Genomic DNA, 1,630 nt, shown 5'->3' with positions numbered 1-1,630 from the left:
TGTAGCCGCAAAGTTAAAGTGTCCTGATCCTGCAAAGTTGGAATGTCACTCTCCCCGGGTTTTGATGACCTGGGAGGTTGCGGATGGGATTGATTGCGATGAGCGAGCGCGATCTGCAACGGATTGAGGTTTTGTCGAAGGTGATCGCCGGACGCATGACGTTGGCGTCGGCGGCGCGCGTGCTTGAACTGAGCACCCGTCAGGTCCGTCGTCTGCTGGAGCGGATCAACACTGGCGGCGCGGCTTCAATCCGGCATAAGGCGATCGGCCGACCCTCGAACAACCGGATCAGCGACGGTGTTCGGGATTATGCGGTGACGCTCGTTCGCGAACGCTATGCGGACTTCGGACCGACGTTGGCGGCCGAGAAGCTAGCCGAACGCGATGGACTGACGGTATCGCGCGAGACGCTGCGCCAATGGATGTCGGACGACGGCCTCTGGCTGTCGCGCAAGCAGCGGCGGACGTTTCATCAGCCACGCTTGCGACGCGAGGCCTATGGCGAGCTGGTGCAGATCGACGGGTCGGAGCATCGCTGGTTTGAGGATCGTGGGCCGTCATGCTCGCTGCTGGTGTTCGTCGATGATGCGACGGGCAAGTTGATGCAGGTGCGGTTTGTGCGTTCGGAAAGCGCCTTCACCTACTTTGAAGCGCTGGCGCTGTATCTCAAGCATCACGGGGCACCGGTCGCCTTTTACTCCGACAAGCATTCGGTGTTCCGGGTGGCGAAGAAGGATGCCAAGGGTGGCCAGGGCATGACGCAGTTCGGGCGAGCGCTTTGCGAGTTAAACATCGAGATTCTTTGCGCAAACTCCAGTCAGGCCAAAGGTCGCGTCGAACGGATGAACCGGACGCTGCAAGATCGCTTGGTCAAGGAATTAAGGCTGGCGGGTATCGACGACATGGAGGCTGGCAATGCATTTTTGCCTGGCTTCATAGAGCACTACAACGCGCGGTTTGCCATTGTCCCTGCCCGACCCGATGACCTGCACCGGCCGATGAACCTTGCACCGGATCGGCTGGCCGAGATCCTGTGCAAACGCGAGCAGCGCTATGTCGGAGCGCAACTGACGTTTTCGTTTGAGCGCCGGCGGATCATGCTCGAGGAGACCGAGGTGACGCGCGGTTTGGCTGGTCGCTATGTCGAAACCTATGCCTATGCGGATGGCCGATTGGATGTGCGGTGGAAAGGCCATTCCCTGTCCTACAGGGTGTTCGACAAGGACCAGCGGGTGACGCATGCGGCGATCACCGAGAACAAGCGGCTTTCCGATGTCCTGGCTTACATTAAGGAACGTCAGGACCAGCAGACGCAGCCGGCCGTGAAGACGAACAGCGACAAGAATGGCTACAAACCGCGTGGCCGCAAGCCGGGCAAGCGGACGGACTTCACGAACGATCCGGTGGTGATCGCGCGACGTGAGAAGGCCCTTTCCCGACTTGATGCTGCGGAATGATCCGTCATCGCAACATCTCAAAGCTAAAGCCGAAGAGGTGGCCACCACCCACCCCGATCTGATCTTGCAACCGGATCAGCCGGTCAGATCGGGGCTGGTCGTCGTGCCGTAGGGCAGCTCAAATTGACATTTTAACTTTGCGCCAAAGCGGACAGTTCAACTTGGCTGCCACA

1 protein-coding gene is annotated in these 1,630 nt (G+C 59.5%); it reads left to right on the top strand.

Annotated features, from left to right (window positions below; genetic code table 11):
• The first annotated feature begins 83 nt into the window (after positions 1-83).
• Positions 84-1,457 carry an ISNCY family transposase gene (locus IB263_RS33805; RefSeq protein ID WP_192439602.1) on the top strand — a complete coding sequence of 458 codons (1,374 nt, stop codon included), beginning with the start codon at positions 84-86 and terminating at the stop codon, positions 1,455-1,457.
• Positions 1,458-1,630 lie beyond the last annotated feature (173 nt).

It is taken from the genome of Ensifer sp. ENS03 (assembly GCF_014852035.1).
Classification (GTDB): Bacteria; Pseudomonadota; Alphaproteobacteria; order Rhizobiales; family Rhizobiaceae; genus Ensifer; species Ensifer adhaerens.
This window is presented reverse-complemented; position numbering and strand designations above follow the sequence as displayed.